This window comes from Pseudomonas sp. DE0010 (genome assembly GCF_007680745.1).
In the GTDB taxonomy this organism is placed as follows: domain Bacteria; phylum Pseudomonadota; class Gammaproteobacteria; order Pseudomonadales; family Pseudomonadaceae; genus Aquipseudomonas; species Aquipseudomonas parafulva_B.
Genome location: NZ_VEJQ01000030.1, coordinates 26,640 through 51,581 on the forward strand (window position 1 = coordinate 26,640; position 24,942 = coordinate 51,581).

Sequence of the window (24,942 nt, forward strand, 5' to 3'; positions counted from 1 at the left end):
CGTATGTGTTGCAGCGGATCGGTTCGAAACCGCGATTCCCAGGGTGCTTTTATAACACCTGATGCAGTGGGGGTATTCCACCAAATGCTCAGGAAGACCGATTAGCCTCCACTGCCGTTCTGCCCGGAGCCTTCTTGCAATGAGTTCTGCCTCACTAACCAAACCCCCCGCCGAGAGGGTACGGGTCAACCGCGTGGTGTTCTACACCTCGGCGCTGATGATCCTCGTTCTGACTGCCTTGCTTATCGCTGTTCCTGAAACTGCCGGCCGCGTACTGGGCGTCGCCCAGCAGTGGCTGACGCGCAGTTTCGGCTGGTACTACATGCTGGTGATCTGCGGCTACTTGCTGTTCGTCATCTACCTGGCGTTTTCCGACTACGGCAAGCTCAAGCTGGGCGGCAAGGAAGACCAGCCTGACTTCAGCTACGGCGCCTGGGCCGGCATGCTGTTCTCGTCGGGCATCGGTATATCGCTGTTGTACTTCGGGGCATCCGAGCCACTGGATCACTACTTCAATCCGCCCGAAGGCACGCCGGCCAGCCTGGAAGCGGCGCGTCAGGGCCTGCAGCTTACGTTCCTGCACTGGGGCCTGCACGGCTGGGCGATCTACGCCCTGGTGGGCCTGGCCGTGGGTTATTTCGCCTACCGTCACAACCAGCCGCTGGCACTGCGCTCGGCACTTTATCCACTGGTGGGCGAGCGCTGGGTCAAGGGCGCTGCCGGCAACGCTGTGGATATCTTCGGCATGTTCGTGACCCTGCTGGGCCTGGTCACCAACCTTGGGATCGGCTCGATGCAGGTCGCGTCGGGGCTTGAATACCTGTTCGGCATGGACCACAGCAAGACCAACCTGCTGGTGGTGATTCTGGTAATGGCTGGTGTTGCCACAGTGGCAGCGGTCTCGGGCGTGGAAAACGGCATCCGCCGCCTGTCCAACCTGAACATCGCGCTGTTCAGTGGCCTGCTGATCTTCGTCCTGTTGGGCGGCGAAACCCTGCACCTGCTCAACGGCTTCGTGCAGAACGTGGGCGACTACCTCAACGGCATCGTGCTGAAAACCTTCGACCTGTATGTGTATGAGGGCGAGGCGGGCAAGTCCGAACGCTGGTTGGGTCTGTGGACGGTGTTCTATTGGGCCTGGTGGATTTCCTGGGGCCCGTTCGTGGGCATGTTCATTGCCCGAATCTCCAAGGGCCGTACCGTGCGCCAGCTGGTCAGCGGTGTGCTGTTGATCCCGCTGGGCTTCACCCTGGCGTGGCTGTCGATCTTCGGCAATACCGCCCTGGACCTGGTGATCAACCATGGCGCCGTGGAACTGGGCAAGACCGCCCTCGAGCAGCCCTCCATGTCGATCTACCAACTGCTGGAATATTTCCCGGCAGCGAAGATCGTGATCGGGGTGGCCGTGTTTGTTGGCTTCGTGCTGTTCCTGACCCCAGCGGACTCCGGCGCAGTCATGATGGCCAACCTGTCGTGCAAAGGTGGCAAGGTCGACGAGGACGCACCGCACTGGATGGTGGTGTTCTGGTCGGTGATCATCACCCTGGTCACCATCGGCCTGTTGTTCGCCGGCAACTTCGAAGCCATGCAGACCATGGTGGTGCTGGCAGGCCTGCCGTTCTCGGTGGTGCTGGTGCTGTTCATGTTCGGCTTGTACAAGGCCATGCGGCAGGACGTGGCCATGGAGCAGGAGCGGGCCGAACTGGCCGCACGTGGCCGCCGAGGCTTCAGTGAGCGCCTGACTCAACTCGAGCTGCAACCGACCCAGGCGGTGGTGCAGCGCTTCATGGACAAGCAGGTAAGCCCTGCGTTGAAGGATGCAGCGGCCCAGTTGCAAACCCAGGGCTTCGACGTCGAGACCCGGGTCGGCCAGTCGCGCAACATGATGGGCCTGCGGGTGATGATGGAAGAAGGCAACCCCTTCGTCTATGAAGTCAGCCTCGATGGTTACATGGCTGCACCGACAGAAGCCCCGGCCGAGGGTGAGCCCGAGGTACGGCAACGCTTCTACCGCGCCGAAGTGTATTTGCACGACGGCAGCCAGGAGTATGACCTGATGGGCTTTGCGCCTGAACAAATCGTGCGCGATGTGCTGGACCAGTTCGAGAGCCATCGACAGGTATTGGGGCGGGTATACAGCTGACGCATGACCCTGGCTTAGCAATATGTACGGCCAATGACCACACGTGCGTGACTACGGTGGGTTTCCCGATTCAAGGAGGCCCACCATGCCCACCGCTAGAGCCGCTTCATACGACTTCAAAGCCCAGGTCAACGCGCAGTTTTCTGGTCGGCCTACCTTACGACAGGTAGCCAGCCGACAGATCATGGGCCTGCTGATAGCGCACTACCCTCTTATCGCCGTTCATCGCCCCACGCTCAAGGATGCCAACCAGCTGAGCCTGGTCAGGGCGAACCCCGATGGGCAAAACTCAACGATCCTTCCGCTGGTAGACGAGATACTCAAGGCCAAGCTGCACAACCGGGTGCTGGACTTCGCGCCAGTGGCCAACATCAATCAGTATCTGCTGCTCAACGGCAAACATTTCTTCGCCATCCCCGATCCGCATGAAACAGCAGAGGGCGATCAAATCGATCTCTTCGCTCTGCAACCTGCCTTCGAAGACCTGCTGCTTTAATTGGACGACTACTTCAACGCGGCACAGGTCAAGTACTGGCGTGCTGTCGGCAGCATGGGCGTCAGCCGCGATCGCTGGCTGCAGCTGGTCATGAAAACGGCGCTGCTGCACAACCTGTCACTGCACGGTATGAACGCTCGCCAACAGGCATGCCTGCGTGGACTGTTGGGCAGCCCCAGTGAGCGGCCGACTGTTTCATGGTGGAGATGGCACGCCCTTTCCAAAACCGCACCGTGAGCCGATTCCTGCCCGATCTCATCGTACAGGGACAGTGGGATGAGGGTGAGGCAGTGCTGTGGTGCAAGCCGTCCGGCGTGGTCTGGGCGTTCGAGACGCTGGATGAATTTGCGCAGGCCCTACAGCAGGAGTATCCCGGCCTTGTGGACGAGCAAGGGATGGTCTGGCATCGGCATGAGCTTGAAGGGGACCCCTTTGCGCAGCAAGCGGCCATGATGCAGGAGCTCATGCTGGGACAAGTGAAGGACCTGTACAAGGTACCTCTGACAGACATCAAGGAGCTGGAGCAGGGCTACTTTGCGCTGAGTGATCCTTCGCACTGGTTCATCGAAGGCTACGTTGACCAGTCCGATTTCCAGAAGGCGCCCAAGGGGGTGCTTCAGGTGGCAGCGGCCGATAGCTTCGCTTGCCAGAGCGCCTTTTTCGAGATCGCCCTGGCCCAGGCCAACTCCGACGGGCAGGTGCACTGTCCGGAATTCTAGATCTCCACAGCTACACCAGCCAGCAGTTGCGCAAGCAGCTGTTGCAGGACCATCCGGTCGATGCCAATTATTTCCCCGATGATGTGCTTCTGGAATTGAGCACTGCCTACGGGGTTCCTGGCGGAGCAGGTACGGGCGCCGGCGACGGCGTTGTGGAAAAGCACACCATTACCTTGACGGATTTCGCCATTGGTAACCTGAGTTCGCTCGGGCAAGCGACCATCACCGCCATCAGTCACCGTGAAGATCAGCTGATCATGGATTGGTTGACCGTCGACTAGCTCAAGCAGCTTGTCTGGCGAGTGGATATTGGCGCCACTTACCCCGCGTATGTGGTCACCCATCTCGACGACGCGCAGCGCCAGCCTGAGCGGGTCAAACGCTTCGCAGGAGAATGGCGAAGCGCATTCCTGCATAGCGCCTTGCAGGCAAAATTGACTCGCCGGTTGAGCGAAGTCGGTCTTCAGGCTATTTCCGATTATTGCGGCGGCAGGGTGGACGCAACGCAACCGGCCAGCACATTGATGCCATTCGCATTGCGACGTGCACCGGACAGTGAGCAATACGATCAGGTACATGGCATGTATGTCCTGGTCAATCAGACGCCAGGAACCGTTGTGCTGTACAGGCCGCTTTACGGCGGTAAGGCCGTGCTGGAATTCACCAGCACAGACGCCTTGATGGCTGAGGTACGCGACAATGCCGAGCTGCAGACCAGCATCCTTGACTGGCTAACGCCTGACGTGCGCCCGGTCTATGACCACGGCGGGTTCGGCAAGCCTCATCTGGGGCATTCGATCATCGATACCTCGATCTTGCCCGGGCGTGTAGTCCCTGCGCAATTCTGGGCCAAGCCCTGGCTGAACGATGTCGATCTAAAACTATACAGAGCCAACCGCGATTTGCTGGTCGATCTGGCCGAGCGCAGTTCGGTCGCTAACGCAGAAAGCCAGTGGGCGATTCTCACTCAAGGTGCCTGGTTACTGTTCGACGTAGCGTCCATGTTGGTGAGTGGCCCCGTCGGCGCTGTAGCCTGGATGGTCCAAACGCTCAACGCCGCAGCAGCTGATGAAAAAGCCATCCGTGAGGGTACGGCGTTCGAGCGCTCGGCTGCCGTGGTGGACATCGTGCTCAACCTGGTGATGGCGCTGGGGCATGTGTTCGGACCAAAAACTGCCGCCAAGCCAGTAGAGCTACCCGATGCCATACGGCCTTCAACGTTGGCGCCGGGATCCACACTCCCGGTGCTGGCCGATGCCGATGTGCCGAGGCAAGGCAAAGTCTATCTCCCTGGGCCGGTCACCAAGGCGCAGGCGATCATGGATTTCTCTTTCTCTGGTGGGGAGGGGTTCAATGCCTTACCAACCGAAATGCGCAGCAAGGTCTTGGGTTTGCGCGTGCAGATCGATCTGGAACAGCACTCGCCCGCTTCCAGTGGGGAGGCCGCAGGTCTTTACACGGTCAATGGGCAACGCTACGCAAAGATGCTGATGGGCACCTTTGCTGTATCGGTCGATGCCGAAGGCGTGCGCATCAAGGATGCGCAGGGCAAGCCTGGCCCATGGTTGAAGCGTGTGGGCGGGGCATGGCGTATCGACTCGGGCCAACGCTTGCTAGGTGGCATGCCCAAGAGCCGTCTTCAGCTCGTACGCGAAGAGAACATGCGCCGCGAAGAGAGCATGCGTGAAGAGGATGCGCGCTTGACGTATGTGCGCGAAGCATTGGCCGCGACCTATGACCGACATGCTTCTGAAGTGGATAAGACCACCGAAAAACTTGAGGAACTTGAGCGAGTCGAAACGCCCGATACACAGCAACTGGAAATGATCAGCCTACTGCGTCAAGTCAGAAGGGGGCAGCGCCAGTATGTGTGCAAAGACCTGGACGCGATCATCAAACACGACCGCGAGCACGACGCTCTGCTCATGTCGGGCGGATCGGTAAGACCTTCCAGTCAGCTTGTCTCGACCACGGTAGCTTATCAACGCAGTATCATCCGACGTGGCCTGTTGGCGTCCTGCGAGACGTATTACAACTTGCTGGCGGTCATGATCAATGAAGAGTCCATAGACGCACAGCTTGATGAAATCGCAGTCCTACCTACCACTGAGGAGCAGCAGCAACGCTACAACCGATTGACTGCCTCGCTCGAGCGGGTGACGCAGTGGGCCAAAGATATGCTTGCCTTGGCCGCAAAACTTGACCCTCTACTTGAGAGCACCCGAGCCGACAATGACATTGTGTTCCAGGATGCTGATGGCAAGAGCGAAAACAAGCATCTTGAACTGACCAGAATCATCCAACAGCGCCAATTGAACGCCATTGATCTTGAGTTTCGACTGCTTGAAGACCTTGGCGAATTGTCACTTGATCGTCTACGAGGTGCCTCCGAAGAGCAGATCAACGCGTACAACGAAATGTTGGTTGGAAAAGCACTTAAGAGTGCGGGCAGTGCACATGGTGAATTAGCTGGCAGTAGCCTGTCTGTCGAAGAGCGAGTCGCTGTGCTCAATGACGTGATCGATGCGTACGAGGAGGCCATTGGCAGGGCGCAATATCTGGCCGGCTCCAAACCTGAAGCTATCCGACTCGATAAGCTCCAGCAGTATCTGGAAGAGCTGCGCCGGTTGAAGCTTTTGGCCAGTGAGGAAATGCAGGCCAATATTCGTGAGGTCGAGCAGAACAAAACCTTTGCACCACGCGCGCCCGTCTATGCCCCGCGCGGCGGTGTGCGTCGAATGGTCAGAACCAAGCAGGGACGTAACGTAGTGGGTGTCGAGAGCGTCGACGACGCAGGCCTGCCCGTCCTGCAGCAAGTGGACAGTCATGCGAAGGTGTTGAGAACCTTTCGCCGGCAGGATAGCCAGTGGCAAGAGGTCGAGCCGTCAGGAACTGCGGAACAGCCGCCGAGCCCTGCCATCAAAGTAAGCGAGTTACGTCGACAAGCGCAGAAACTGATCAGTAACGTTGATGCCACGGTTGCGATGGCAAGGAAATTCTTCGTCAAGAATGAGCCTTTAGGGTTGGCCACGATTGTCGACGAGCACGTCAAAGATCTCAAAACCAACCTGGCGTTGTTGCCTCGAACTGATGCTGAAAGTGCGTTAAGGGGGCGAATCGAGCATGCAATCACCGAGCTTGACGACCATCGTCAGGAGCTGCTCAAGACCTATTACCTGACCTGCAAAACCCCTACCTTGAACGCGCTCAAATTCCTTCACGAACTGGGCGAGATTACCATTAGCCGAGCCGATCGCAGGGTGCCGTTGGGAACAAATGACTATTTGGATACCTACGAGATCAAACGGGTATCAGGTAAGCCTATTTGGGAGGCTCACTTTCATTATCCTGCCGTGGACACGGCAGATCGGGACTTTTCTCGTGGGCATCTGAAATTGTGGGAGCAGCGCAGGCTTGGGCATCAAGCTGTGCTGCGAGCAGCGAAGAAACAAGAGGTGCTCTCCATCTACCGTGGCCAGCTACGCAAAGGCGATGTGGAGGGCATCATTCCATTCGAGTAACGATGCTGCTGTGGCCTGTGCTCTGCTCGCTGCCAGGTGGCAGAGCACATCGCGGTCTGTGGCTAATGAACGTAGGCCTCGACTCATTCACTGTGAATCACGGTGCTAAATCCAGGCCAAGCAATATGTAGTGACGCGGACCTTGCCACTTGCAGCAGCCTCTTGGTTTTTCAAGAGGTGTGTAAACATGAACAATCCTGCAACGCCCATATTCGATTTCAAGCAGGCAGTAGCCAGGCATTTTTCAAGCAGGCCAACGCTGCGACAGGTGGCCAGCGAGCAGTTGTTGCAGCTTTTGAACGACGAACTGCCATGGCTGGCCTTCACCACGCCTACGCTGACGTCCGCAGACCCCCTGACCTTGGACAGCCCAGACCCCGCTACACCCTACTGGACGACTGAACCTTTCGTAGATCGAATACTTAAAGCCATGCTCGCGTCTGAGCCACTCGATCTGGAGCCTTTGCCCGATGGGCGTCACCACAATGTGGGGTTGACCGCAGATTTTCGCTTTGCAGGCTCCGAGACCCCATTGGATACTCGACAATTGAGTGGGGTCACTGCAGCGCTTAATGAGTTAGTCGAGCAACTACCTCAACGCTTCTGTGAGGCTCAGTTGCAGTACTGGAACAGTCAGAGCGACGCTGGCATCACCCGTGATCACTGGATGCAGCTGCTGCTCAAGACTGCGCTCTTGCGGGGTTTGCCCCTGCAGGACCTGGACGCGCAAGAGCAGGCCTGCCTCAGAGGCCTGATCGGCGCTGAACCAAACCATGCAGCCGTTTATGCCGTTCGGGTTACGCTGGGTGATAGCTCGCTGGAGCATGAACAAGGGCTGTGTAACTTGCTGGTTTGCGGGGAATGGGACGAGCGAGAAGCCGTTCTGTGGTGCGCACCATCGGGTATCGTGCGCAGCTTTGACTCGTTAAGCGATTTCAGTAGTGCCTTGCGTGATGAGTTGGCGCAACGCTACGCGTTTGATCGTATGAGCTGGGCCCGTTACCCAATCGAGGGAAATGTCTTTGCAGTACAAACCTCGCTGTTGTTGCAGGCACTGTTCGACCGGGTCGATACAGCATACGTGCATGGCTTGAGCGATGTCACAGCCCTCGAAGCCCGTTTCGCCAAACTGAGCGATATCGCTGACTGGTTCATCAGTTATGAAAACGACACTCCCGCAGTAAGTACGCCGCCTGGGTTGTGGAACACTGCCGGCAAGAACACGTTCGCCTGGGGCGCTGCACTGGTTCAAATTGCGACCTACCAACTCGAGTCGGACGGCGTGGCAGCGCTTGATGGCATCGAGTCGCTTGAGTCTTACACCCGTCAACGCCTCATCCAGCAAATGATTGAGGACTATCAAGATAGCCGCCCACCCGACGATATTGTGCTGGACCTGGCGATGGCACACGGGGTCCCGGGTGGTGCCGCTACCGGCGCAGGCGGTGGCGAGCCTCTTGAATATGCGGGTAGCAAGAACCTGACAGAGTTCGCCATTGGTAACCTGGTATCGCTCAATGGCGCGATCATCACCCGGATCCGACTCCGCAGCGGTGGCGACCTTCCTGAATGGCTCGATGCTGATGCCACCAGGCAGCTTGTCTCCAAAGTTGATATCGGCGCGCACTACCCCCTGTATGTAGCCGACACGTTGAAAGACCCGGGTAAGCGTGCCGAACGGGTTCGGAAGATGGGTAGAGAATGGCGAAGCGCTTTGCTCGCCAGTGCCGTCACAGGTATGACTGACGGCAAGGTCAAGGAAAACGGCTTGCAGTGCGTGGTTGATTTCTGCGCGGGGCATGTGGATATGGCCAGCCCGCGGGTGCTACTTCTGCCGCTGGTGTTTCGACGCAGCGCGTCATCGCGGCATGCTGACAAGGTCAGCGGCATGTATGTGCTTTACTGCACCGAGCCAGCTTTGGTACTGCTGTATCGGCCGCTGTTCAAGCAAGATACGCTTCGCCAGTACGCAAGCCTCGACGCCTTGCTAAGACACGTTCAGGAGTCGGAGGTGCTGCAAAACAGCATCTTGCCCTGGATGGAGCCGGCAGCTCAGGCGGTTTACCAAAACGGTGGCTTCCTGGAGCCGCACATTGCCGTGCTGAACCAGGACTTTTTCACACCGCCTGAAACGCCGGCTCCAGCAACATTGTCCGTTGAATTCTGGCGCTCGGATATCGATGAGAAGCTGTATACCGCCAATTGTGAGCTGCTCGTACAGCTTGCCGAAGCACACACTGTGTCAAATGCCGAAAACCGTTGGCAGACCCTCACCGAAGGTGCCTGGCTTCTGTTTGATGTAGCGACCCTGGCGGTCTCGGGTCCGATTGCTTCGGTTGCCTGGCTGGTGCAGTTGATGACCGCGCTGGAAAATGACCTGGTTGCTCTAGAGCAAGGGAGTGCCTTCAGTCGCTCTGCCGCCATTGTCGACCTGCTGCTCAACATGGGGATGACCTTGCTGCATGCCCAGCGTCCCCGTGTGCAGCCAAGTGTTGTTGACCCACCCCTTGATGCCGGGGCGTTCATGGGCGCTGCACCCCAGCGTGGGGCTTTTGCCGAATTAGCTGTAAATCCCACTCACACCGACCTGCCTGAGGGTCAGGCGCAAGCCGCGCTGTCCAGCCGGTGGCTTGACTTCTCCTGGCGCGGTCAACAGGGCTTCAACTGGTTGCCTGCGGCTCAGAAAACTGCACTGCTCGGCATGCGTTCCAGCGTTTCACTCGCCGGACATGCACCTTTGAGCACTGGGGACACTGCCGGGCTCTACCTGGTGGGTGGCAATCATTACGTCATGCTCGCCGATGAGGTTTACCGTGTGGAGCATTCCCCTGCCGGTGTTCGAGTGGTCGATAACAAAGCTAACCCAGGGCCATGGTTGATCCGGGCTGACAGCGTGTGGCGCATAGATTCGTCGCTGCGCCTCTCAGGAGGTATGAACCGCAGCGGTACCCGCGCTAGCCTTGCCAGCCAATTCCGTAAGCTGCACAAAGCGATCAATGACCATGATGAACGCAGGGTGGCGGCTTCCAATGAGTTCCACCGGCTAGGCGCTGAAGTGGTGAGCTTGCAAGCGAAGCTAACTGCGCTTGGAGCTCGCAGAGAGAGTACACATCAAGCCCAAGCGGCGCTTCCGCCAGATGAGGAATCACAGAAACTCCAGCTGCTGATCGACCAGTTCGATGCGCGTATTGCTCAATGGGAGGCTGAGGCCGTCAGCATGCGAAAAGCTGCCGTTCAGCAATTGGAAACTGCCGTTGTTGCAGATACAGCGATCCTGCCGCTGCTCTCAGCCATGAAAGAGCCGAAGTATCGCACCGAACTGGAAAAAGGCGGGTGGAATGAAATTTTGCCAGACTACGAGGTCACGACTCGCGCAAATATCATCCGAAACAATGATTTCGTCGTGACCGAGCTGTGGAGCCTCAGCGATTATGCTGGCCTCGGCGAGCTGCAAAAGCGTATCGAGGGGCAAGACCTGACGCAGGTGAGGGCTGAGTATCAGCGCTTCCGACAACGATTGACGCTTGTTGTCGATATGCAAGACCGCGTGCTGACTGCCTTTGAACACCTCGATCAACAGCTCGCCGATACCCCCGATGACTTTGAAATCGTAGGCCCGGACGGCGATGCACCGCGGACGACAGGCGAGTTGATTGCGTTGCGCAAATTCACCACCGTACAGATGCGTTTCCATCAGGTACTCAACTTGGCGGATCTAGCACTGCACCTTGACGATGCAGCGGGCCAGAAAAAACTCTTCGGCTACCGTGACGGTCTGGCAGGTATCGCATTGCGCAATGCGGCTGAAGCCCATGGCGAACTGGATTTCGCCAATCTTGGAGCCCAGGATCGGATCACGATCCTGCAGGAAGCCTGGGATGAGTACTCCGCAGCCCTGCTCAACAGTGATCGTATCCGCAGAAACGGCGGCAAGCTGATTGAGCCAGCCATGCTCGACCGTTATCGCGCACATGTGGAAAAGCTCAAGCTCGATGCCGGCCGGCGCCTGCTCGAAGCGGCGCGCGAACAAGATGGGGGCCAGGGCAGCAGCACGTCCATCGCACGCTCACCTTACAAGGCTTCCGACACACCGCAGCATTTGGTCCGCAATGCACACGGGCAGTTGCTGTTTGGCACGCAAGTCATTGTGGACGGACAACCCATATTGGAAGTTCGTGAATCGTTCAGCAATGAGCTGTTGGCGACCTTCGAGCAAGTGGACGGGCAATGGCAGCAGCGCGAGCCTGCCAGACGGCCTTCATTCTCCACTGAGCCACCACCTGCAGATTTGAGCCTGTGGGTGCAATCGTTGATCGAGGAAAGCGATGCGATCAAGGAAAAGGCTGAAGCCTATGTGAAGAACGACATCAAAAGTGGCGCCTTGGTGCAGCTTTACGACGCCCAGCTCGAAAAAATGGATCAAGCGGCAGCCGTCGTCCGGGACGGGGGCGGCAACGACATACTACTCAGGGCGCTGGAGCGGTACGCCGATGCACTACGGGCGGACAAGAAACTTCAGCTCACAACGCTCTATACGGACACCAACTATCCTTCTGCCGAGGCTCTGAAGTTCCTGCACGACGAAGGCTTGCTCAAGGTGGAATATGTGGAACGGCGAACCATGCAAAATGGCACTGCCTTCGACGAATACAAAATCCTGCGCCTGCCGAGCAAACGCAACCTCTGGGCCGCCCATTTTCACTTCGAGTCGCCCGATGCGTTTGCCGAAGACTTCACCGTCGGGCATTTGAAAACCTGGAAGCAACGTCGCATGAGCAGCCAGTTGGCTGCTCAGTCAGGCCTTCGTCTGCACCGAGGAAGGCTGACGCTGGAACAGGCACGGGGCATCATTCCGTTCACATGACCTGCTTGACGGGCATCGTTCGCGATGCCCGCTCAACGGTTGCTGTAGCGGCCTTGCTTGCCATGGGCGGGCATGGCCAGGTTGCTTCGTTCGGCAATCATCTGCTGTAGGTTGATCAGCTTCACACCCTGTCGCGTGAGGTTTGGCAACTCGCGCTCCAGCACTTCGAGGGTCTGTGGATACGGGTGGCCAATCAGCACCGCCGAGCCCTGCTTGCGCGCCAGGGCGATGCCTTGGTGCAGTTGGCGCGTAATTGCCTCAGGCGTGCGCTCATCATCCAGAAACACATCCCTGGACACGTTCGCCGTGCCCTGTGCCTGGGCTTGTGCCGCGGCCACGGTCGCAGCGCTGGTGCGGCTGTCGACGAAGAACAGGTCGCGGCGCTGTAGCTCACCCATCAACCAGGTCATGGCGTCGCGTTGTGCCGTCATGCGGCTGCCCATGTGGTTGTTCACGCCAGCGGCATAAGGCACCTTGGCCAGGGCCGCATCAAGACGCCTGGCAAGCTCGTCTTGCGGCACGCCGGGGTGCCAGGCATAGGGCCCGGTGGCCGGGTCCATGGGCATGTGCAGGATGACGGTTTTACCCGCCTTATGCGCCTGGCGGGCGAAATCGGTGGCATGCGGGGTGTCAGGCATGATGGCCATGGTCACCGGCCCCGGCAGCGCCAGGGTTCGACTGTCGCGTTCGGGGCTTTGGCCGAGGTCATCGATGATGATGCTCATGTAGGCCTGGCTGGTGGGCGCCGCGTGCGCCACGCCCGCCATCAGCCCGATCAGCAGATACAGCAAATAACGCATGGGTGGCTCAGCTGCCTTTGGTGATGTTCAGGCCCTTGAGCAGGCTCAGGGCCTGGCTCAGCTGGAAGTCGTTGTCCTGCGGCCGCTCCTTGCGCTTGCTGCTGCCAGTGGGACGGTCGGCGCCACCATTGCCGTTGCCCAGGTGCCCCTGCAGGTCGGCTTCCTTGAAGTTGTCGTTGTCCGCTTCGGCCGTAAGCTTGGCCTGGCGGACCTCGATGTCCGGCACGATACCCTGGGCCTGGATGGAGCGACCGTTGGGGGTGAAGTACAGGGCAGTGGTCAGCTTAAGGGCACGGTCGTTGGCCAGGGGCAGCACGGTCTGGACCGAGCCCTTGCCAAAACTGTCGGTGCCCATCAGCACGCCGCGCTTCTGGTCCTGCAAGGCGCCCGCGACGATTTCCGAGGCCGAGGCGCTGCCGCCGTTGATCAGCACCACCAGTGGCACACCTTCGCTGGCATCGGCAGGGTCAGCCGAGAAGCGCAGCTCGGAATTGGCGATCCGCCCTTTGGTGTACACGATCAGGCCCTTGGTCAGGAAGTGGTCAGCCACTTCCACCGCCGACTGCAACACGCCCCCCGGGTTGTTGCGCAGGTCCAGGATCACGCCGCGCAGCTTCTTGCCGTTGTCCTTGCGCAGCTTGGCCAAGGCCTTGCCCACTTCGTCGCCGGTCTTGACCTGGAACTGGGTGATGCGGATATAGCCGTAGTCGTTCTCGAGCAGTTGGCTCTTGACGCTTTTAACCTGAATGACTGCACGGGCAAGGGTCACATCGAACGGCGTACCCCCATCGCGCACCAACGTCAGGGTGATCTTGTCGCCCACCTTGCCGCGCATCTTGTCCACGGCCTCGGTCATGGTCTGGCCGCGTGTCGGTGCGCCGTTGATCTTCACGATCAAGTCGCCCGCCTGCACGCCGGCCTTGGACGCTGGGGTGTCATCGATGGGCGAGACCACCTTGATGAAACCGTCTTCCTGGCCGACTTCGATGCCCAGGCCGCCAAACTCACCGCTGGTACTTTCCTGAAGCTCCTGGAAGTCTTCAGGGCCCAGGTAGGCCGAGTGAGGGTCGAGGTTGCTGAGCATGCCTTTGATGGCGTTTTCCAGCAGCGTCTTGTCATCGACAGGCTCGACGTAAGCCGCCTTGATACGGTCCATGACCTCGGCGAAGGTGCGCAGCTCTTCAAGCGGCAGCGGCGCCTTGGCAGTGACCTCGGTGACGGGCACGGCAGCCGCCTTGGCAGGCTCTGCGGCAATGGCCAGGGGTGCGCCGACCGCCAGGGCGATGGACAGGGCCAGCTGGGTAAGACGGGGCGAGTGCAGCATGTCGAACGAACTCCTGATCCTGTAGACGCTCCCTTCGGAGCATGGGCACAGCACACGCTGCGCCACAAGTTTGACTAGCCGCGGCACCACTGGGAGGGGTCGGAAGGCCGGCCCTGCTGGCGGATGGCGAAATACAGACCGGCAGCCTCCTGGCCACCGCTATCGCCGACTGTCGAAATAGCTTCGCCCGCCTTGACGACGTCTCCGGCGCTCTTGAGCAGGCTCTGGTTGTGGCCATACAGGCTCAGGTAACCATTGCCGTGGTCGAGAATGACCAGAAGGCCGGCGCCACGCAACCAGTCGGCGAACACCACACGGCCGCCATGGACAGCCCGCACCTGGGTACCGGGGTTGGCACTGATCGTCACCCCGTCCCACTTGGCGCGTGAATCACCGCCACGGGCATCCCCGAAGCGTGCCAGCAATCGACCATTGACGGGCCATGGAAGTTTTCCGCGGGACGCAGAAAATGCGCCGCCATAACTGGCACCGTCGCTCGAAACCATGGGCCCGAGGGTCGCGCGGGCCTTGCGAGGTGGTTCGACTGGCTCGGGCGCCTTGTCACGGGCTGCGGCGGCGAGTGCCTCTTGCTGGCGACGTTTTTCCGCCTCCTGCTGGGCCAGCAGTGCGCGTTGGCGTGCCTGCTCGGCTTCACGCGCCTGGCGGGCCAGGGTTTCCTCGATGGTCTTGAGTACCTTGGAAAGGTCGGCCTGGTCCTGCTCGCGGGCGCGCAGCTTCTGGTCGCGGTCCTTCACATCGCCGTTGAGCTTGGCCAGCACTTCGCGGCGCTTGCCTCGTTCGACTTCCAGCGCCTGGCGGCGGGTATCGAGATCGGCGCGCTGGGCCAGCAATTGCGCTTGCTGGCTGCCGATGTCGCGTTCGACACCGGCCAGTTGGCGCAGGGTGTCATTGAAGGCGCGCAGTTGCTCCAGGCGCGCCTTGCTCAGGTAGTCGTAGTAGGTGAGTGTTCGCGCGAATTTTTCCGGGTTCTGCTGGTTGAGCAGCAGCTTGAGGTATTCCTCACGGCCGTTCTGATAGGCCGAACGGGCCTGGATGGCAATCAGCCGCTGTTGTTCAACGCGGGCGCTCTGGAGTTTTTTTTTCTCGGTATCAAGGCGCTCCAGCTCGCCCTCGGTCTTTTTTAGCTGCTGCTGCAGGGCCTCCACCTGCTTCTCCAGGTTGCCGATGTCGGTTTCGGTGGCCTTCAGGTCTTTCTGCACGCCGGCCTTTTCTTCCTGGAGCTTGCCCAAGGTTTTCTTGAGCTCGGCGATGTCCTGGCGGGTGGCGTCCAGTTGCTGCTGGGTCTGTGCGCGCTCGTCGGCGAACGCCGGGGTGAGCAGGCAAGACAAGGCGAGAAGGATCAGGGCGCGAAGCATGGGTTTGGCATACCGGGGATGGAGACTGGCCTAGTATGAATGAGCGGCAGGCTGCACGCTACACGCCACAGGAAAGGGCCGCGAACTGGCCCGTGCTTCTTGTGGCGTGTGGCATGACTGTCAGGCGTCGATCAGGATGGACGTGCCTGTCATCTCGGCAGGCTTCTCCAGCCCCAGCAGCTTGAGCATGGTCGGTGCCACGTCTGCCAGTACACCGCCTTCGCGGACCTTGAGGTTGCGCTTGCCTACATAGATGAACGGCACCGGCTCGGTGGTGTGTGCGGTGTGCGCCTGGCCGGTGGATTCGTCTTCCATTTGCTCGACGTTGCCATGGTCCGCCGTGATCAGTGCTTCGCCACCGACCTTGTCCAGCGCCGCGACGATGCGGCCCATGCAGCCATCCAGGGCCTCGACGGCCTTGACTGCGGCATCGAACACACCGGTATGGCCAACCATGTCGCCATTCGCGTAGTTCACCACGATCACGTCATGACGCTGCTGCTCGATGGCTTCGACGATACGGTCGGTGACTTCGGGCGCGCTCATTTCCGGCTGCAGGTCATAAGTAGCGACCTTGGGCGATGGAATGAGGATGCGCTCTTCGCCTTCGAATGGTTCTTCGCGCCCGCCCGAGAAGAAGAAGGTGACATGCGCGTACTTTTCGGTTTCGGCGATGCGCAGCTGGGTCTTGCCATTGTTCGCCAGGTATTCGCCCAGCACGTTGTGCAGGCTGGCCGGCGCGAAGGCGGCCGGCGCCGGGATCTTGGCCGAATACTGGGTCAGGCCGATATACGCCGCCACTTTCGGCAGACGCGCGCGCGGGAATTCGTTGAAGTCCGGCTCGACGAACACGCGCGACAGCTCGCGGGCGCGGTCGGCGCGGAAGTTCATGAAGATCACCGCATCGCCGTCTTCGACCTTGACGGGCTCGCCGATGCGCGTGGCCTTGACGAACTCATCACTCTCATCGCGGGCGTAGGCTGCTTCGAGACCGGCCAGGGCAGTGTCGGCGGTGTATTGCGCGTCACTGTCTACGATCAGGTTGTAAGCGGCGCTCACCCGGTCCCAGCGGTTGTCGCGGTCCATGGCGAAGTAGCGGCCGATGAGGCTGGCGATGCGGCCTTTGCCCAACCGGGCGAACGTGGCATCGAGCAGTTCGATGGAGGACTGGGCGCTGCGCGGCGGGGTGTCGCGGCCATCGAGGAAGGCGTGCAGGTAGATTTTTTCGGCCCCACGCTGCGCAGCCAGCTCAGCCATGGCAACGAGGTGGTCTTGATGGCTATGAACACCACCGTCGGACAGCAGGCCGAGAATGTGCACGGCCTTGCCAGCGCCCGCCGCCGCATCGACTGCACCGGTGAGCACCGGGTTGGTGAAGAACTCGCCGTCACGGATGGCCTTGGTGACGCGGGTGAAGTCCTGGTAAACGACGCGCCCGGCGCCCAGGTTCATGTGGCCGACCTCGGAGTTGCCCATCTGGCCATCCGGCAGGCCGACATCCATGCCCGAGCCGGAAATCAGGCCGTGCGGCTGGGTAGCCTGCAAGCGGTCGTACACCGGCGTGTTGGCGGCGTGGATGGCGTTGTACTCAGGGCTTTCGCTGTAACCGAAGCCGTCCAGGATGATCAGGACCAGGGGTTTGGGCGTGCTCGTCATCAATCAAACTCACGGTTGTTCAAAGATGATAAAGACACGCATTTTAGGGCAAATGCGCCGGTGTGGGCGAATAATCGTCCTCAAGCCCGACCGGCGCACCTTCACGGCATTGTGTAACGGCACTTGCTCCGCGGCCCGGTCAGGCTTTGGTGGCACCGGGCTGGTGTGTATACTGGCCGGCATTTTCAATCGCGTGGAACACCCCAGATGGTTGCTAACCTGATTCAATTCGCGACAAACCACTACCTCCTGGTGGCGATCTTCGTCGTTCTGCTGGCGGCATTGCTGGTCAACGAAATCCGCCGTGGCGGGCAGAGCCTGAGCAATGGGCAACTCACCGCCCTGGTCAACGCCGACAAAGGCCTGGTAATCGATATTCGCCCGGCCAAGGAATATGCTGCCGGTCACATCGTCGGTGCGCTCAGCATCCCCCAGGACAAGCTGGCCACCCGCATGACCGAGCTTGAAAAGCACAAGGACAAGACCCTGATCGTGGTGGACGCGATGGGTCAACATGCCGGCACCGTGTGCCGCGACCTGCTCAAGGCTGGTTACAACGCTGCCAAGCTCAGCGGTGGCGTTTCCAGCTGGAAAGCCGACAACCTGCCTTTGGTGAAGTGATATGAAACCTGTCATCGTCTATTCCAGCGACTACTGCCCCTACTGCATGCGTGCCAAGTACCTGCTCGAAAGCAAGGGTGTGGCATTCGAGGAAATCAAGGTCGATGGCAAGCCGCAGGTTCGTGCTGAAATGACCCAGAAGGCCGGTCGCACCTCCGTGCCGCAAATCTGGATCGGCAGCACCCACGTCGGTGGCTGCGATGAACTGCATGCCCTGGAGCGCGCCGGTAAGCTCGACGCACTGCTGGCCGACTGATTTTTGCACTGCATTCCCAAACATTAGGATAAGGATCTGCCATGACTGACCAACAGACCACCGGCGCTGCTGCAGAAGACAACAGCCCCCAGTTCTCGATGCAGCGCATCTACGTGCGTGACTTGTCGTTCGAAGCCCCGAAAAGCCCGCAGATCTTCCGTCAGACCTGGGAGCCGAGCGTTGGGCTTGACCTGAACACCAAGCAAAAGGCCCTGGAAGGCGACTTCCACGAAGTGGTGCTGACCCTGTCGGTGACGGTCAAGAACGGCGACGAGGTCGCCTTCATCGCCGAAGTGCAGCAGGCGGGTATCTTCCTGATCAAGAACCTGGATGCCGAGTCGATGAGCCACACCCTGGGTGCGTTCTGCCCGAACATCCTGTTCCCGTATGCCCGCGAAACCCTGGACAGCCTGGTGACCCGTGGCTCGTTCCCGGCCTTGATGCTGTCGCCAGTCAACTTCGATGCGCTGTATGCGCAAGAAATGCAGCGCATGCAGGAAGCCGGCGAAGCACCCACCGTGCAGTGATCGCCCGCATCACGAAAAGCGCCCTTAGTGGCGCTTTTTGTTTGCCTGGCATAAAGCCTCTAGCAGGCCCCGTGGGCTATTGCGCTGCTGCCTGGCGCTTTGTCAGCTACCGGCAAACCCGTTCTGACGCCAGGCTTCATAGACCGTCACCGCCACCGTGTTGGACAGGTTCAGGCTCCGGCAGCCGGGGCGCATGGGCAGTCGCAGCCGTTGTTCTGCGGGCAGGCTGTCCAGCACTTCGGTCGGCAGGCCGCGGCTTTCGGGGCCGAACAGAAAGGCATCGCCTGGCTGGTAGGCCACTTCATGGAAAGGGTGCGAACCTTTGGTCGTGAAGGCGAAGAGCCGTGGCTGGCCCAGGCTTTCGAGGCAGTGCGCCAGGCTCGGGTGGCGCTTGAGCGTGGCATACTCGTGGTAATCGAGGCCTGCGCGGCGCAAGCGCTTGTCGTCCAGTTCGAAGCTGATGGGCTCGATCAAGTGCAGCGCGCACCCGCTGTTGGCGCACAGGCGAATGATGTTGCCCGTATTGGGTGGAATTTCGGGTTGAAAAAGGATGACGTGAAACATGCACGGCTCCAAGCATGAAGATGGCGAGCATTCTACCCCTGAACCGGACGTGCGATCGAAAGCCTTCCCTCGGGTGATGCTTTCATTGGCGATTGTGGGTGTGATGATCGGCTTGATGATTGGCCGCCTGACCGCGCCCGTCGAGCGTGAGTTGCAGCAGGTGAGCGTGGCGCAAGACGGGTTGGTGTTGTGGTTCAACGCAGAACCCAAGCTGCATGGCGAGATTGTGGAAGGCACCGTGGCGTTGCTGTTTCAGGCCAAGGGCCGCCCTCAGCGAGGGCAGCTGACCGTGCGTGGCAAGCCGGTCAGCTGGCGAGTGCAGGACAGTCAGGAGGGCCTGCTGTTGACGGTGGTGGCTACGCGTACGCTGCAGGGCCACTGGTCCAGTGAAGAAGTATCTGGACGCTGGCGTGTGCAGGTGGACCTGCACGAATAAAAGAGGGGATTCCCGGCCTGCCTGTACCAAGGTCCCCCGAAACGTGTGCGTGAGCGAATAAAAGAGGGGTCACCTGGCCTGCCTGTACCAGGGCCCCCGAAACTGGAGTTATTTGTCTTATTGCAGGTGCCGTGCCAACTTTTGAACCCTGTTAATGCGGGGTAAAAAGGGGAAAACGGCCAGTATGCGCGGCCATTTGTGCCTTCAGGCGGTGCGTGCGGCACAGCAACGGTGCACCTGACGCTCAAACTGAAAAGGGCCGCTAAGCGGCCCTTCTCTGGTGTTCTGCAGCAGTCGACGCCTAGTGGTCTTCACCCTCTTCCTCATCACCACCGGCTACGTTCATGCCCAGTTCCTTGATCTTGCGCGTCAAGGTGTTGCGACCCCATCCCAGCAACAATGCCGCATCTCGGCGCCGCCCTGCGGTGTGCTTGAGGGCCGTCTCGATCATGATGCGTTCGAAACTCGGTACGGCGCTGTCGAGCAGGCTGGTCTGCCCGCGCGCCAATGCCTGGTCCGCCCACTGGCGCAGCGCTTGCTCCCAGTTGGTAACCGGCGCGGCATCCTGCGGCAGGTTCAACAACTCAGGTGGCAAATCGCCGATCAATACCTCACGGCTCGAAGCCATTACCGTGATCCAGCGGCAGGTGTTTTCCATCTGTCGCACGTTGCCCGGCCATGGCAGGTTGCGGATGAATTCCTCGGTCTCGGGCTTGAGTACCTTGGGTTCTACCGACAGCTCCTGGGCCGCCCTGGCCAGGAAATGGCGAGCAAGGGCGGGAATGTCTTCACGGCGATCTGCCAACCGAGGGATATGAATGCGAATGACGTTCAGGCGATGGAACAGGTCTTCGCGAAACTTGCCGGCCTGCACCAGCGCCTCCAGGTTCTGGTGGGTCGCTGCAATGATGCGCACATCGACCTTGACCGGAATGTGGCCGCCGACGCGATAGAACTCGCCGTCGGCCAGCACGCGCAGCAGGCGCGTCTGGGTATCGGCCGGCATGTCGCCGATTTCATCGAGAAACAGTGTGCCGCCGTCCGCTTGCTCGAAGCGTCCTCGACGCAGGTTGGCCGCGCCAGTGAAAGCGCCTTTTTCATGGCCAAACAGCTCCGACTCCATCAGGTCCTTGGGGATCGCCGCCATGTTCAAGGCGATGAAAGGTGCGGCTGCACGCGGGCTGTGCCGATGCAGTGCGTGGGCGACCAGCTCCTTGCCCGTACCGGACTCTCCATTGATCAGTACGGTGATGTTGGAATGGCTCAGGCGCCCGATGGCACGGAACACCTCCTGCATTGCCGGTGCTTCACCGATGATTTCAGGCGTGCGCGCCAGGTTTTGCGGCACCTCCAACCCTTGCTGCTCCTGGGCGTGCTGGTTGGCACGCTTGACCAGGGCAACCGCTTCATCCACATCGAAAGGTTTGGGCAAATACTCGAAAGCGCCGCCTTGATACGACGCCACGGCACTGTCCAGGTCCGAGTGTGCGGTCATGATGATGACCGGCAGGCGAGGGTGCTGGTCGCGTATCTGCGCCAACAGCTCCAGGCCGCTGGAGCCAGGCATGCGGATGTCGGAAATGATCACGTCTGGCTGCTGACGGGCCAGGCGGCCCATGACGCCCTCGGCGCTGTCGAAGCTCTGGGTGGTCATCCCTTCCTGTTGCAGGGCTTTTTCAAGGACCCAGCGAATGGAGCGATCATCATCGACGATCCATACGGTTTCACTTCGGCTCATGAGGCGGTGGCTCCTTGTTCCAGGGGCAGATAGATTGAGAAGGCGGTGTGACCTGCGTGGCTTTCACACTCGATCAGCCCCTGGTGCTGGCTGATGATGTTTTGGGTAATGGCCAGGCCCAGGCCGGTACCGTCCGGGCGACCACTGACCATGGGGTAGAAGAGGGTGTCCTGGAGCTCGGCAGGGATGCCCGGGCCGTTGTCTATGATCTCGACGCGTGCCACCAGGCGATGGCGTACGTGACCGATGGTGAACTGGCGCAGTGCCCGGCTGCGCAAGGTGATGCGGCCCAGGCGCAGCTCATTTTGCGAGCTGATGGCCTGCATGGCGTTGCGCACGATGTTGAGCACCGCCTGGATCATCTGTTCGCGGTCGATCAGCACGTCCGGAAGGCTGGGGTCATAGTCGCGCACCAGGGTGATGCAGCCCTGGCTCTCGGCCTCCACCAGGCTGCATACCCGCTCCAGCACCTCGTGGATATTGGTCATGGCCAGCGACGGCAGCTTGTTCGAGCCCAGCATGCGATCGACCAGGTTTCGCAGGCGGTCAGCTTCCTCGATGATCACGTTGGTGTAATCGCGCAAGCTCTCTTCGGGCAACTGACGCGCCAGCAATTGTGCTGCACCGCGAATACCGCCCAGCGGGTTCTTGATCTCATGGGCGAGGCCCCGCACCAGCATCTTGGTGGTCTCCTGCTTGCTCAGCTGGGCTTCTTCCTTGGTGATGCGCAGCAGGCGATCGCGCGGGTGGACCTCCAGCAACAGCAAGGTCTGGCCCAGGTGCAGGATTGGTGTGACGGCATAGTCCACCGTGATGGTCTGCCCCGTCAGCGAGGTCAACTGGGCTTCACGCTTGGTGAAGGGGTGCGCCTGCTCCACGGCTTGGCGCAGCGAACTCAACGCTTCGGTGGACTCGGTGAACAGCTCGCTGATGAACTGCCCGTGGCTGCGCTGGCCACTGACGGCTAGCAGCATTTCGGCGGCCGGGTTCATGTACTCCAGCCGCAGCTCGGCATTGAGCAGCAGCGTGGCCGTGGTCAGGTTGTCCAGAAGCAGACGGTGTTGTGCATCGCTGATGGTCATGGTGCGGCGTCGACCTCTTTCGGTGCTTGCTGGCAAAGGAGGCGCGCGATGCGCGACACATCCAGTGGTGGCTGTTGGTCTGGAAATGCAAGAAACAAACCAAGGCGCCGAAAAGAGGCAGATTCGACAGGATCCTGTGAGTTTTCGCCCAGATTCGCACCAGAAGACACTGCATTAACGTTTCAGGTGCCTCATTATGGCTTGAATCGCGGTGCGGCCATGGAATTTCTGCACCATTTTGGAGCATAGGGTGTTTAAGACGGATCGCAAAGCTGGCCAGTTGCCCTGATCATGCCCTGCTTCATCAGCGGTGCACTTGGCCGGCTCGCAATAGCGGTGGCCACGCTTCGTGCGCAGGCCTGACCGTCCTGACGCCTGAATGCCGCGAGCTGTTCAAGCAACTGACCTTCTAGCCTGTCCAGCTTCGGGCGAATGACAGTCTGCAGGTCCGCCCGAAGGTTGTCCGGCGCCCGCCCTGCCAGGCGCCATTGGTGAAGCAGGGTGTACTGCACAAGCTTGTTGGCTTCTATCTGGTCGGCAAAAAAGGCTTCGGCATCTTGCGGGGCCAGGCCCAGCCCGGGCGCGGCCACCTGCACGCGCGCCAGCACTGCTTGCTCGCGGTCAGTGGCTTGCACGGGTTGCTCTTTATCCCATTTATGCAGGGCAACGGCCTGTGCAATGGCCAGGCGCTGCTCAATGGTATCTAGCAACGGCTCAAGAGCAGGGTGCCGCGGTGAAGCGGCGGTGCACCCGCTCAAGCTGAACGCGGTGAGCAGGCAAAGCAGTCGATTGCGCATGGGGTGCCTCCTTAGGATGGAGGCTTGATTTTGAGAGGGAAGGGCAACGGATCGAGGTAGGCAGCTTCCGAAATACTTGAAGTCCAAAACGCAAACGGCCTCCCAAGGGAGGCCGTTTCGATCGAGTCATCGGCGCCAGGCGCCGATCAGATCAGCAGCTGTAGTACAGCTCGTATTCAAGCGGGTGAACGAAGGTGCGGACCTTGATTTCTTCTTCGCTCTTGAGCTCGATAAAGGCGTCGATGAAGTCGTCGGAGAAGACGCCGCCCTTGGTCAGGAACGCACGACCTTTGTCCAGCTCTTCCAGCGCTTCTTTCAAGCTGCCGCACACCTGCGGGATGTCCTTGGCTTCTTCAGGCGGCAGGTCATACAGGTTTTTGTCGGCTGCATCGCCTGGGTGGATCTTGTTCTGGATGCCGTCCAGGCCAGCCATCAGCAAGGCCGCGAAGGCCAGGTACGGGTTGGCCGATGGGTCCGGGAAGCGCGCCTCGATACGGCGGGCTTTCGGGCTACCGACATAAGGGATACGGATCGAAGCCGAACGGTTGCGCGCCGAGTAGGCCAGCATTACCGGTGCTTCGAAACCTGGGACCAGACGCTTGTACGAGTTGGTCGACGGGTTGGTGAAGCCGTTCAGGGCCTTGCCGTGCTTGATGATGCCGCCGATGAAGTACAGGGCGGTGTCGGACAGGCCGGCATAGCCTTCACCTGCGAAGGTGTTCTTGCCGTCTTTCCAGATCGACATGTGCACGTGCATGCCCGAGCCGTTGTCGCCGTACAGCGGCTTTGGCATGAAGGTCGCGGTGCGGCCGTAGGCGTCGGCAACGTTGTGCACGACATACTTGAGGGCCTGGACTTCGTCGGCCTTCTTCACCAGGGTGTTGAACTTGACGCCGATTTCGTTCTGGCCGGCAGTGGCCACTTCGTGGTGGTGCACTTCGACCAGTTGGCCCATTTCTTCCAGTGCGTTGCACATGGCAGTACGGATTTCGTGGTCGTGGTCGAATGGCGGCACGGGGAAGTAGCCACCTTTGACGCCTGGACGGTGGCCTTTGTTGCCGCCTTCGATATCGGCACCGGTCATCCACGAGCCTTGCTCGGAGAAGATCTTGAACATCGAGCCGGAGATGTCCGACTGGAACTTCACTTCATCGAAGATGAAGAACTCAGGCTCTGGGCCGGCGAACACGGTGTCACCGATGCCAGTGCTCTTGAGGTATTCCTCGGCACGCTTGGCGATCGCACGTGGGTCACGGTCGTAGCCCTGCATGCTCGACGGGTCGACGATGTCACAGGTGATGATCAGCGTCGGCTCTTCGGTGAACGGGTCCAGAACGGCAGTCTCGTCCACCGGCATCAGGATCATGTCGGAGGCTTCGATGCCTTTCCAGCCAGCGATGGAGGAGCCGTCGAACATCTTGCCGACTTCGAAGAAGTCTTCGTCCAACGCATCACGCGCCGGCATGGTCACGTGGTGCTGAGTACCTTTGGTGTCCGTGAAACGCAGATCAATCCACTTGACGTCATGATCTTTGATGAGCTGAACCGACTTCGACATGTTGTCCTCCGGATGGTCTAGGGCACGGTTGGCCGCCGCCCTGGAAAAAGGGTGTTGCTGGGCGCGGATAGTCGGCCAAGCTTACCTGCCTCACAAGGGAGCAAATTGCATGCCAGTGCCCGAAAATGGCGAGGTCTGGACAGAAGGGGGCGTTTGTGGGCATCTGACTGGGGCTGCAGAAGGAAATATGCACCCTTACGATGCGATTTTTTTGAGATTTGCACCAATTGGGTGCATTGGGTCGGATGGTTGTGAACTGGGCCGTGTTCGGCGTATGGGTTCAACTGGATGCAATGCGCCGTCTACCCCTAGCATGCTGATACCTCCTCAAGCCCCGAAGCGCGGTGTCTGAAGCTGGTCTCCTGCATTTTTCTGCAAGCTTCTGCTCAAAAGTTGGTCAAATCCTGAGCAATTTCCGATATAATTCGCGCCCCTCATTTTCGGCAGGCCCTGCGCGCGCTGTA

The 24,942-nt window shown here is 59.9% G+C and carries 20 protein-coding genes; 11 read left to right on the forward strand and 9 right to left on the reverse strand.

Annotation, left to right across the window (positions count from 1 at the left end; all coding sequences use genetic code 11):
* The first annotated feature begins 139 nt into the window (after nt 1-139).
* The 7 genes from FS767_RS19335 to FS767_RS19365 all read left to right on the forward strand — a co-directional run bounded on the left by FS767_RS19335 (nt 140) and on the right by FS767_RS19365 (nt 11,743).
* Nucleotides 140-2,143 (forward strand): BCCT family transporter, encoded by a 2,004-nt coding sequence (locus FS767_RS19335; protein WP_058639166.1) that lies wholly within the window; start codon nt 140-142, stop codon nt 2,141-2,143.
* Between the two features lie 85 nt (nt 2,144-2,228).
* Nucleotides 2,229-2,639 carry a hypothetical protein gene (locus FS767_RS19340; protein WP_144967509.1) on the forward strand — a complete coding sequence of 137 codons (411 nt, stop codon included), beginning with the start codon at nt 2,229-2,231 and terminating at the stop codon, nt 2,637-2,639.
* Nucleotides 2,640-2,876 carry a hypothetical protein gene (locus FS767_RS19345; protein ID WP_144967511.1) on the forward strand — a complete coding sequence of 79 codons (237 nt, stop codon included), beginning with the start codon at nt 2,640-2,642 and terminating at the stop codon, nt 2,874-2,876.
* On the forward strand, nt 2,873-3,358 hold the full coding sequence (locus tag FS767_RS19350) for a hypothetical protein (protein ID WP_144967513.1): 486 nt from the start codon (nt 2,873-2,875) through the stop codon (nt 3,356-3,358). Before FS767_RS19345 ends, FS767_RS19350 begins: the two co-directional genes overlap by 4 nt.
* Nucleotides 3,359-3,384: 26 nt before the next feature.
* Entirely contained in the window at nt 3,385-3,639 is a 255-nt protein-coding gene (locus FS767_RS23585) for a hypothetical protein (protein ID WP_371921602.1), read from the forward strand.
* A gap of 51 nt (nt 3,640-3,690) precedes the next feature.
* Nucleotides 3,691-6,879, forward strand: a complete 3,189-nt coding sequence (locus FS767_RS19360; RefSeq protein ID WP_371921603.1) for a dermonecrotic toxin domain-containing protein — start codon at nt 3,691-3,693, stop codon at nt 6,877-6,879.
* Between the two features lie 187 nt (nt 6,880-7,066).
* Nucleotides 7,067-11,743: a DUF6543 domain-containing protein gene (locus FS767_RS19365; RefSeq protein ID WP_144967519.1), complete on the forward strand. Its 4,677-nt coding sequence runs from the start codon at nt 7,067-7,069 to the stop codon at nt 11,741-11,743.
* 32 nt (nt 11,744-11,775) lie between these two features.
* On the opposite strand, the gene FS767_RS19370 is transcribed toward FS767_RS19365, so the two are convergent.
* The 4 genes from FS767_RS19370 to gpmI form a co-directional block, all read right to left on the reverse strand.
* On the reverse strand, nt 11,776-12,543 hold the full coding sequence (locus FS767_RS19370; RefSeq protein WP_100850627.1) for a divergent polysaccharide deacetylase family protein: 768 nt from the start codon (nt 12,541-12,543) through the stop codon (nt 11,776-11,778).
* 7 nt (nt 12,544-12,550) lie between these two features.
* A complete protein-coding gene (locus FS767_RS19375; RefSeq protein WP_058604251.1) occupies nt 12,551-13,867 on the reverse strand; it encodes a S41 family peptidase in 1,317 nt (438 codons plus the stop codon).
* Between the two features lie 74 nt (nt 13,868-13,941).
* On the reverse strand, nt 13,942-15,243 hold the full coding sequence (locus FS767_RS19380; protein ID WP_144967521.1) for a murein hydrolase activator EnvC: 1,302 nt from the start codon (nt 15,241-15,243) through the stop codon (nt 13,942-13,944).
* 120 nt (nt 15,244-15,363) lie between these two features.
* Complete coding sequence (gene gpmI, locus FS767_RS19385; protein WP_144967523.1) at nt 15,364-16,899, reverse strand: 2,3-bisphosphoglycerate-independent phosphoglycerate mutase; 1,536 nt, start codon at nt 16,897-16,899, stop codon at nt 15,364-15,366.
* A 207-nt stretch (nt 16,900-17,106) separates the two neighbouring features.
* On the opposite strand from gpmI, the gene FS767_RS19390 reads away from it, so the two are divergent.
* Genes FS767_RS19390 through secB form a run of 3 tightly spaced genes read left to right on the forward strand, consistent with a single transcriptional unit; the run spans nt 17,107 to nt 18,303 of the window.
* Nucleotides 17,107-17,520, forward strand: a complete 414-nt coding sequence (locus FS767_RS19390; RefSeq protein WP_023532978.1) for a rhodanese-like domain-containing protein — start codon at nt 17,107-17,109, stop codon at nt 17,518-17,520.
* Between the two features lies 1 nt (nt 17,521).
* Nucleotides 17,522-17,776 carry a glutaredoxin 3 gene (gene grxC / locus FS767_RS19395; protein ID WP_023532936.1) on the forward strand — a complete coding sequence of 85 codons (255 nt, stop codon included), beginning with the start codon at nt 17,522-17,524 and terminating at the stop codon, nt 17,774-17,776.
* 41 nt (nt 17,777-17,817) lie between these two features.
* Nucleotides 17,818-18,303 (forward strand): protein-export chaperone SecB, encoded by a 486-nt coding sequence (gene secB / locus FS767_RS19400; protein ID WP_023532907.1) that lies wholly within the window; start codon nt 17,818-17,820, stop codon nt 18,301-18,303.
* Nucleotides 18,304-18,405: 102 nt separating this feature from the next.
* On the opposite strand, the gene trmL is transcribed toward secB, so the two are convergent.
* Nucleotides 18,406-18,867, reverse strand: coding sequence for a tRNA (uridine(34)/cytosine(34)/5-carboxymethylaminomethyluridine(34)-2'-O)-methyltransferase TrmL (gene trmL, locus FS767_RS19405; protein WP_058604254.1), 462 nt, complete (start codon nt 18,865-18,867; stop codon nt 18,406-18,408).
* On the opposite strand from trmL, the gene FS767_RS19410 reads away from it, so the two are divergent.
* Nucleotides 18,866-19,303 carry a hypothetical protein gene (locus FS767_RS19410; protein WP_144967526.1) on the forward strand — a complete coding sequence of 146 codons (438 nt, stop codon included), beginning with the start codon at nt 18,866-18,868 and terminating at the stop codon, nt 19,301-19,303. The genes trmL and FS767_RS19410 overlap by 2 nt on opposite strands.
* Before the next feature lie 301 nt (nt 19,304-19,604).
* Here FS767_RS19410 and ntrC read toward each other — a convergent pair whose 3' ends face one another.
* The 4 genes from ntrC to glnA all read right to left on the reverse strand — a co-directional run bounded on the left by ntrC (nt 19,605) and on the right by glnA (nt 24,478).
* Complete coding sequence (gene ntrC / locus FS767_RS19415; protein WP_058604256.1) at nt 19,605-21,041, reverse strand: nitrogen regulation protein NR(I); 1,437 nt, start codon at nt 21,039-21,041, stop codon at nt 19,605-19,607.
* Nucleotides 21,038-22,123: a nitrogen regulation protein NR(II) gene (glnL, locus tag FS767_RS19420; RefSeq protein ID WP_058604257.1), complete on the reverse strand. Its 1,086-nt coding sequence runs from the start codon at nt 22,121-22,123 to the stop codon at nt 21,038-21,040. Before glnL ends, ntrC begins: the two co-directional genes overlap by 4 nt.
* A 254-nt stretch (nt 22,124-22,377) precedes the next feature.
* On the reverse strand, nt 22,378-22,920 hold the full coding sequence (locus FS767_RS19425; protein WP_144967528.1) for a chorismate mutase: 543 nt from the start codon (nt 22,918-22,920) through the stop codon (nt 22,378-22,380).
* A 151-nt stretch (nt 22,921-23,071) separates the two neighbouring features.
* Nucleotides 23,072-24,478 carry a type I glutamate--ammonia ligase gene (gene glnA / locus FS767_RS19430; RefSeq protein WP_023532915.1) on the reverse strand — a complete coding sequence of 469 codons (1,407 nt, stop codon included), beginning with the start codon at nt 24,476-24,478 and terminating at the stop codon, nt 23,072-23,074.
* Nucleotides 24,479-24,942 lie beyond the last annotated feature (464 nt).

Excerpts from the sequence above, each read along its gene's own strand:
- FS767_RS19335 (WP_058639166.1), top strand. The coding sequence starts at position 140 with ATGAGTTCTGCCTCACTAACCAAACCCCCCGCCGAGAGGGTACGGGTC.
- FS767_RS19340 (WP_144967509.1), top strand. The coding sequence starts at position 2,229 with ATGCCCACCGCTAGAGCCGCTTCATACGACTTCAAAGCCCAGGTCAAC.
- FS767_RS19365 (WP_144967519.1), top strand. The coding sequence starts at position 7,067 with ATGAACAATCCTGCAACGCCCATATTCGATTTCAAGCAGGCAGTAGCC.
- FS767_RS19370 (WP_100850627.1), bottom strand. The coding sequence starts at position 12,543 with ATGCGTTATTTGCTGTATCTGCTGATCGGGCTGATGGCGGGCGTGGCG.
- FS767_RS19375 (WP_058604251.1), bottom strand. The coding sequence starts at position 13,867 with ATGCTGCACTCGCCCCGTCTTACCCAGCTGGCCCTGTCCATCGCCCTG.
- FS767_RS19380 (WP_144967521.1), bottom strand. The coding sequence starts at position 15,243 with ATGCTTCGCGCCCTGATCCTTCTCGCCTTGTCTTGCCTGCTCACCCCG.
- gpmI (WP_144967523.1), bottom strand. The coding sequence starts at position 16,899 with ATGACGAGCACGCCCAAACCCCTGGTCCTGATCATCCTGGACGGCTTC.
- FS767_RS19390 (WP_023532978.1), top strand. The coding sequence starts at position 17,107 with ATGGTTGCTAACCTGATTCAATTCGCGACAAACCACTACCTCCTGGTG.
- grxC (WP_023532936.1), top strand. The coding sequence starts at position 17,522 with ATGAAACCTGTCATCGTCTATTCCAGCGACTACTGCCCCTACTGCATG.
- secB (WP_023532907.1), top strand. The coding sequence starts at position 17,818 with ATGACTGACCAACAGACCACCGGCGCTGCTGCAGAAGACAACAGCCCC.
- FS767_RS19410 (WP_144967526.1), top strand. The coding sequence starts at position 18,866 with ATGCACGGCTCCAAGCATGAAGATGGCGAGCATTCTACCCCTGAACCG.
- trmL (WP_058604254.1), bottom strand. The coding sequence starts at position 18,867 with ATGTTTCACGTCATCCTTTTTCAACCCGAAATTCCACCCAATACGGGC.
- ntrC (WP_058604256.1), bottom strand. The coding sequence starts at position 21,041 with ATGAGCCGAAGTGAAACCGTATGGATCGTCGATGATGATCGCTCCATT.
- glnL (WP_058604257.1), bottom strand. The coding sequence starts at position 22,123 with ATGACCATCAGCGATGCACAACACCGTCTGCTTCTGGACAACCTGACC.
- FS767_RS19425 (WP_144967528.1), bottom strand. The coding sequence starts at position 22,920 with ATGCGCAATCGACTGCTTTGCCTGCTCACCGCGTTCAGCTTGAGCGGG.
- glnA (WP_023532915.1), bottom strand. The coding sequence starts at position 24,478 with ATGTCGAAGTCGGTTCAGCTCATCAAAGATCATGACGTCAAGTGGATT.